This window comes from Holospora obtusa F1, assembly GCF_000469665.2.
Lineage (GTDB): Bacteria > Pseudomonadota > Alphaproteobacteria > Holosporales > Holosporaceae > Holospora > Holospora obtusa.
In genome coordinates this window covers 1-7140 of sequence record NZ_AWTR02000067.1, presented here as the reverse complement: position 1 = coordinate 7140, position 7140 = coordinate 1, and the positions used below count along the sequence as shown (strand labels likewise).

At 31.9% G+C, this 7140-nt stretch carries 7 protein-coding genes and 1 pseudogene; 1 reads left to right on the top strand and 7 read right to left on the bottom strand.

The window, feature by feature from the left end; all coding sequences use genetic code 11:
* Positions 1 to 1214 precede the first annotated feature (1214 nt).
* From P618_RS03910 to P618_RS09360, 3 genes are all read right to left on the bottom strand, one after another.
* Positions 1215 to 2204, bottom strand: a complete 990-nt coding sequence (locus P618_RS03910; RefSeq protein ID WP_021827082.1) for an acetyl-CoA carboxylase carboxyltransferase subunit alpha — start codon at positions 2202 to 2204, stop codon at positions 1215 to 1217.
* Between the two features lie 279 nt (positions 2205 to 2483).
* Positions 2484 to 2639 (bottom strand): transposase, encoded by a 156-nt coding sequence (locus P618_RS09365; RefSeq protein WP_156918996.1) that lies wholly within the window; start codon positions 2637 to 2639, stop codon positions 2484 to 2486.
* A 405-nt stretch (positions 2640 to 3044) separates the two neighbouring features.
* Positions 3045 to 3257: an IS630 transposase-related protein gene (locus P618_RS09360; RefSeq protein ID WP_021827081.1), complete on the bottom strand. Its 213-nt coding sequence runs from the start codon at positions 3255 to 3257 to the stop codon at positions 3045 to 3047.
* 203 nt (positions 3258 to 3460) lie between these two features.
* Between P618_RS09360 and P618_RS09355 the strand changes: the two genes are divergently transcribed.
* Entirely contained in the window at positions 3461 to 3553 is a 93-nt protein-coding gene (locus tag P618_RS09355) for a transposase (protein ID WP_075260904.1), read from the top strand.
* A 135-nt stretch (positions 3554 to 3688) separates the two neighbouring features.
* On the opposite strand, the gene P618_RS03895 is transcribed toward P618_RS09355, so the two are convergent.
* The 4 genes and pseudogenes from P618_RS03895 to P618_RS09345 form a co-directional block, all read right to left on the bottom strand.
* Positions 3689 to 5311, bottom strand: a complete 1623-nt coding sequence (locus P618_RS03895) for a hypothetical protein (protein ID WP_021827079.1) — start codon at positions 5309 to 5311, stop codon at positions 3689 to 3691.
* A 582-nt stretch (positions 5312 to 5893) separates the two neighbouring features.
* The gene (locus P618_RS09350) at positions 5894 to 6073 is read right to left on the bottom strand and encodes a transposase (protein WP_021827078.1); all 180 of its coding nucleotides are present in this window, start codon (positions 6071 to 6073) and stop codon (positions 5894 to 5896) included.
* Positions 6055 to 6222, bottom strand: a complete 168-nt coding sequence (locus tag P618_RS06810) for a hypothetical protein (protein ID WP_021827077.1) — start codon at positions 6220 to 6222, stop codon at positions 6055 to 6057. Before P618_RS06810 ends, P618_RS09350 begins: the two co-directional genes overlap by 19 nt.
* A gap of 752 nt (positions 6223 to 6974) precedes the next feature.
* Positions 6975 to 7140: pseudogene (locus tag P618_RS09345) on the bottom strand (IS701 family transposase); the annotation flags it as partial.

Sequence of the window (7140 nt, the reverse complement as noted above, 5' to 3'; positions counted from 1 at the left end):
GAAGATCCAGTTTCATGTTTTGTCCTTAAAAACTTACGGACGAAAAATATGATTATTTCAAGCAAAAATCAACTATTGCTGCGTAACATCAGTTATTTTAAAAGGACAATTGGCGATCATATTTTCAAAAATGCACTTGACTCGCTAACCGACATCTTTGAATGGAGCTCGACATAAACGTACTTTTTGGCCCGCTCAATGGCCATAAAAAGGTCGCATTTTTCTGATCTGTGCGGACCTTTTGTACTGTCAATATAAACAAATCCAAAGGGATAAATTTCTTTTTTTCAAAAGCCGACTCTTTTTTGGGTAAGACATTTAGACAAGAGGCATCAATGCAGATTAGAGCCTATGAGATTGGAAATCTTTTCTTTCAAAGCACTATAAACATCATCAAGCGGAAGCTTAGAAACGCGTCTGAATTCACACACGATTTCTTGCTTCTGTTGCAGATAAAATGCTTTGGCTGTGCAGGGCCAGAGCGTTTATTTTCAAAATAACCGCATTTCTTTTACTTCAAAACTGAAGGCCCAAATGCTTTACTATTTCTTCGGTGCTCTCCCAAAGTTTTGTATTTCTTTTCGGACTCGAAGCGTCGTCTTGGCATTTTCATGCAGTATACTTCCCATACATTAACCTTCTTTAGTGCCTTATAGGTTATACCATAAGAATTTGGAACTAAACAGATACTCTCTAATATCTTGTATCAAATTTTCTTTGTTAAGCTTTTTCCATGATTTGTTCCTGTTCTTCTTGAGTTCTAACTCTTTTTTTCATGTACTGATATTCGTGGTGGAATTTTTAAATCTCTTTGCCAGCTTTGCAAAAGATTCTCCTTCCTCTTATAGCTTTAGTGCTTTTTTACGAAAATGTATAAAATATGTCATTTTACTTTCCTCATTTATTTTTTTCAATTAAACTCAGAAATAATCATGCTATTTTTATATCGTATTAGCTATATTAATTCAAAATTTTTCTATATAGCAAATTAAGTTAGCGTTCATGCATTTACGCAAAAAGTAAATACTGATATTAAACCATCACAGTGAGCATTTTCTGAATATATGATCCGAGCATTTTTTCTAAACATAAAATACTTTTTATGAAAACCTCAACTTAATTGACTATAACATCGACTTATGTGTTCGTTCACACTCTTTGACGGCTTTTCTTCACGCACTTAAACTATATTTTGTGCGTCTAACGATCCTCTTTTATGTACTCTTTTCTGTATTTAGCTCCTTTGAAAAAGAGTAATTTTTGTGGGGAGTTAAAACAAATTTATTCCCCATTTCCAAAAATTTAATTCGACGCTCCGCTTTAGCATTTTTAAAATTTTCTTGTAGCGTGAGACTTAATTGTTTTTCTACTGCTTTGATAGTAGCTTCAGGATCGCGATGTGCCCCCCCCAAAGGTTCTGGAATTATATCATCAATAACTTTCAATGTTTTCAGGTCTTGTGCAGTTAATTTTTGCGCTACCGCTGCCTCTTCTCTTTTATCACGACTTCTCCATAAAATAGAGGCGCACCCTTCTGGAGAAATTACAGAATAGACAGAATGTTCTAGCATAAAAACTCTATTGGCAGTCGCCAAAGCTATGGCCCCCCCAGACCCTCCTTCTCCAATAATCACGGAAATTATAGGAACATCTAGCAAAAAACTCTTTTCTAAACATGCTGCTATTGCATAAGCTTGCCCTCGTTCTTCTGCTTGCGTTCCTACGTAAGCTCCTGCTGTGTCGATAAAAGTTAAAATTGGAAATTGAAAACGTTGTGCAAAATCCATACATCGCAATACTTTTCGATATCCTTCTGGGTGAGGCATACCGAAATTATGCTTAAGACGACTTTCAGTATCGTGACCTTTTTCATGACCTAACACAAGCACAGTTCTACCACAAAAGTGCCCCAACCCAGCCTGAATTGCAAAATCGTCTCCAAACGTTTTATCTCCACACAACGGAAAAAAATCTTTTATTAAGTGTTGAATGTAAGCAGAAGTTTTAGGACGCTGTTCATGACGAGCAACTAATACTTTTTGCCATGCCGTAAGATTTTTATACAAATTTGAAAGTAACTTTTTTCGTTTTTCTTCGAGGCGTAAAATTTCTGTTTGAATTTTAACCTGATCTCCGGAAATACTTTTCAAAGCTTCAATCTGGTCTTGAAGTTTTACAACAACGCTTTCAAAATCTAAATGCATACCGATCTATATCTAATTCATACTTATTGATAGCTTTAGTGTATCAGATTGGATTAAAAGATTCTACACTGAAAAATTCGAATAAAAATCTTAATTTTTGATCAATTTTTTCAAAAATTAAATTTTAGTTTTTTATTGAGCTTTTTATAGAAAAAAATAAAATTGTAGTAATGTAGGTTGCATTAGATACGATCCTTTCTTATATTAGACCTGCTGCGTAACTAGTTTTTGAGAAAGAGGGCAAAATTTTGTTTACAGTTTATAGTAAAAGCATTCGAATTATGATAAACTAAAAGAAGCACTAATTGACTGATATAAGCCCTGACGGAACTCAATTTTTTGCCTAATCCATCGCTTCATACTTTCCCAAAATTTCTTAATTAGATTTAAATTAGGTGAATAAGGTGATAAAAAACAATCCCAAACCCAACAGATTCAATTCATTTTTTGGTTCTTTGAGATTGATGAAATGAAGCATTATCCATGATTACAACTTATCCGGGGTTTAATGCTTTTATCAAAAACTGCGCCCCCCAAGCTTCGAATAATTGTGTGTTACAAGAACTATTAAATACCCTAGGTTTTATCGATTTATGATTAACATACCCAGCTAATATTTGTCCGCTGATAATAGTTACCGCTTTTTAGCAACAAGCTTTTTCCCTTTTCTGCCCCATCCTTGTGTCTGCACAAATGGTCATCTCAATATCGCTCTCGTTTTTTTGGCTTACTTGCAAATAGGTAACAGTTTTTTTATAGCTAAAGCCTAGCTTCTTTCAACTCCGATACACAGAAATACTAGCATTAAATAGTTTTGCTATCTTTGCTATTTCTTTATCTTCATTGGCCTTCGACATAAATCCTTAGCTTCTCTGGGGCTATTTTGCCCTTGCTGGCTCTAATGGACTCTGCTTCTTGATAACCTGATCGCCACCTACTAACGCTAGTTTTACTAACTTTAAATATCTTGGATGTCGTGCTTTGAGTGTTACCAAGCTTAATATATTCTATTACTCTCTGCCTTAGATCTAAGCTGTTTTGTTTATTTATCATTTTTTCTTAAAAATAGCATCTCCTTTTTTCGGCTAAATTACTATAAATAATAAAGCGATTACTTCGATGGTTTTTAATGGTTCTTGTAATACGCAATCATTCAAAGCTTGGGGAGCGCAGTTTTTGATAAAAGCATTAAACCCCGGACAAGTTGTAATCATGGATAATGTTCATTTGATCAATCTCAAAGAACCAAAAAATGAATTGAATCTGTTGGGTTTAGGATTGTTTTTTTACCACCTTATTCACCTAATTTAAATCTAATTAAGAAATTTTGGGAAAATATGAAGCGATAAATTAGGCAGAAAATTGAGTTCTGCCAGTGCTTATATCAGTCAATTTGTACTTTTTTACTTTATCATAATTTAATTGCTTTTGCTATAACACACAAAAAATATTTTGTTTTTTTAATGCTCTGAAATTGAATTAAATTAAATCTTGTCTATTTGCTGCTTCCCCGAAAAAATTAAACTTTTCTCTTTTAATACCCGCAAAACATCCTCGCAAACAGGGGAAGAAAAATTATAAACTTTTTGAACCATAGCACAAAATTCATCCCCTATCAATTCATTAACTTTAGAAAGAATCATTTTTTGTTCATTTTTAGAGTGAGCAAAAAAGTAACACTCCGAGTCTTTTGACAATAAACACTCTAAAATAGTTGACAATTTCTCTGTTTTCACATAGGGGAGATACGAAATTAAATCCTGATAAAGAAGTTTATGAATTCTTGTCCCGATTGAATTTTGAAAAATGATATCAATAAAATTTACTAATAAATTTGAAAAATTCGCAGCCTCTTTTTCATAATCAAACATTTTTTTTAACGCATCATAATCAAAAGTAAGCACAGCGCCGTCCTCATTTTGACACAATATTATATTATAGTCGGGATTTTTATCAATCCACTCATGAAAATATTTTAAACATTGATAACGGTCTAGTAATTGGGGAATTTTTTTTACTAATTTTAAAAATACATCACCATAATCTGCACTAAAATTTTTAATTTTGTCGAAATAATTTAGAAAATCTCTCGTGTTTAGCATATTTTGTACAAACTCTTGATCATTTTTCAAAAATTGTTTCTCTCTGTATTGAGGCAAAATTTTTCCAACTATCGCAGCTAACATTCCTTTCTTTCTGTGATAGTTTGGAGCATTTTTTTCCATTTCAAGATTAAGAACTGCCAACAACACTCCACTGCTTTCTATTTTTCTTTTATCCAATTGATACACAGCTTGAGGAATGCATAACCTGCCATGAATTATAAATTCATTCCAAATTTGAAAAAAATCCACATCACTCAACTGTTGCGTTTTTAGACAAATGTTTTTTTGAATATTTGCCGCTGCTTGAAGAAATGCATGCTCCTCAAAATGCCCCTCATGTTCATAATCTGCGTAATACAAATAATATCTTAACATCAAGCACTCTAACATGGCCTTTAGATCTTTTGCTTCAGTCAATGAAAGCCATGAAGCAACTTTAGGAAAATCTTCGTTAGAGAGTTCAAATTCAGAAAAATTATGTTCTTGAATTTCTTTAGCAAATATCCCAATGATGGACGAAAAATTTGAATCATTTTTGAATGCATCCAAAAATTCCACCAACTGCTCAGATTCTCCTTCAAATTTTATTAAAAAAATTTTCATAATTTTTTTGATATTTTCTAAATGTCCAAAATATTTTATAAAATTCAAGGAATTTTTTTTAATAAATTTAGACATCTTTTCAGGAAACACTTCAAATAAATCCACAACATGAATTGGTAAAAAATTTTTAAGAAAATCAAGGACCTCCGCTCCATCAAGTGCATTTCTTTTCATTTTTTTTAAGGTATAAAAAACAATAGGATTTTTAACGCCTCCGATTTTTGATAACAAATTTTCATTGCTTAAAATGTCAATAATACTTCGTACATGCGCACGATCCCATGTTCCTTGAATTAAAACTTGAAATAGTTCTGTTTTTGTAAATTTTTCGTTACCCCCCAAAGAAATACTTGAGCTTCCTGCCATATATATTAACAATAAAAAAAAATTTAACTTCATCAATGCTTTGCTTATTCAAAACTATATAAATACTCTAATCAAAACAATGAATTATGTCAATCATTATTTCTTTAATAAAATAGATCATTTGTAAATGTTCAATTTTAAAAAAATGTGTATAAAAACATCATAAGCTAACTTGCAGGAAAAATTCCCATGTCCATAAAATAAATATTTGAATTGGTAAAAATTCTCAAAAATTTCAGCATCTTTTTGGGATCAGTGCATAAAAATTACGAATACGATTCCTCAAAAAATGTCGAAAAATGGCAGTCAACGCTCATTTTAGGCTAAAAATAAGCTGATTTCGAGTATAAACTGGACCTCTCAAACATGTCTTTTGTGCTTTTTTGTATTAGCAAGGCATGTAAGCTAAATTTTTATGGGCTACTTCTTTGGGATAGACAACGCTTGTTCAGTCCCAATAACATATGGTTTTGATTGTGATTAAAATTTGACGAATTTTGCTCAAATTCTTTAAAAATAATATCAAAAAGAAAAAGTATTCAAATTATGATAAAATAAAAAAGCATTAGTTGACTGATATAAGCCCGGTCAGAACTCAATTTTTTTCCTAATTCATCACTTCATATGTGCCCAAAATTTCTCTATTGGATTCACATCGGGTGAGTATGGCGGTAAAAAGATAAGTTGATAACCTACAGATTCGATCAACTCTTTCGTTCCTTGTGATCTATAAAATGCAACATTATTCATTATTACAATTTGCCCAAGTTCTGATTCTATAACTCTTTTACCCAAGCTTCAAATAATCTTGTATCACAAGAATCACTAAATACCATAGGTTTTATCGATTTATGATTAACATACTCAGCTATAATAGTTACCGCTCTTTTAGTAGCAAGCTTTTTCCCCTTTCTGCCCCATCCTGTTTCTGCACAAATGATCATCTCGCTTTCATCAATATATACAAGACTTTCTGACGGTATATTTTTTATAGTTTTTTTATATCGCTTTCATTTTTCTTGGCTTTCTTGCAAGTAGGTACAGATTTTTTTATAGCTAAAGCCTAGCTTTTTTCACCGCCGATACAAAAAACACATACGAGCATTAAATAGTTTTGCTATCTTTTGCTCATTTTTATCTGCATTGGTCTTCGACATAAACCCTTAGATTTTCTGGGGCTATTTTGCCCTTACTGCCTAAGCATGGCCTGCTTCTTGGTAACCTGATTTACCACCTACTTACTCACTTGTTCCCTTAGATTTAAGCTGTATTGTTTCTTTGTCATTTTTTCTTAAAAATACCTTCTTCTTTTCCCGTTTTTAAGCTAAATTACTATGTTTGCCGCGCTTTTTATCAATAAGTTTTTCGCTTTTTTTACCCTATTTTCTATCTTTGCAAATGATTAGCTCTATCCTGCTTTCCTCAATGTATACAAAATTTTATCTGATATATATTTTATTATTTATTGGTATGTATTTCGTTTTTATTTACTTGCTTATACATAAGTGGAAATTTTTTTATAACTACGCGCCTTAACCAATACCGTGCTCCACTGGCTTCTGATCTAGCATCTGGAATTGAATAAAAGACTTTTTTCTATAAGTTGGCTTTGCACCCAAACGTATCTTTGGGAAGAAATTTTTTTGGCTTTTATAACGTAAATACCACCTATTGATTATCATTTTATTTACTCATCTTACGTAGCACCTTTCAAAATTTGAAGTTCATTGAACATTAAAACATTGGCTTTTAACAATAGTTTTTGTTTTATTGCAAAATGATTCAATGAGGTTTTCACTTTCAATAATTCTAATTTGCAGTATGCAATGAGTGATGCAAATAGATGATTAGATTGTGTTCTT

Coding starts and splice junctions, on each gene's coding strand:
- P618_RS06810 (WP_021827077.1), bottom strand. CDS start 6,222: ATGATCATTTGTGCAGAAACAGGATGGGGCAGAAAGGGGAAAAAGCTT.
- P618_RS09360 (WP_021827081.1), bottom strand. CDS start 3,257: ATGATAAATAAACAAAACAGCTTAGATCTAAGGCAGAGAGTAATAGAA.
- P618_RS03895 (WP_021827079.1), bottom strand. CDS start 5,311: ATGAAGTTAAATTTTTTTTTATTGTTAATATATATGGCAGGAAGCTCA.
- P618_RS03910 (WP_021827082.1), bottom strand. CDS start 2,204: ATGCATTTAGATTTTGAAAGCGTTGTTGTAAAACTTCAAGACCAGATT.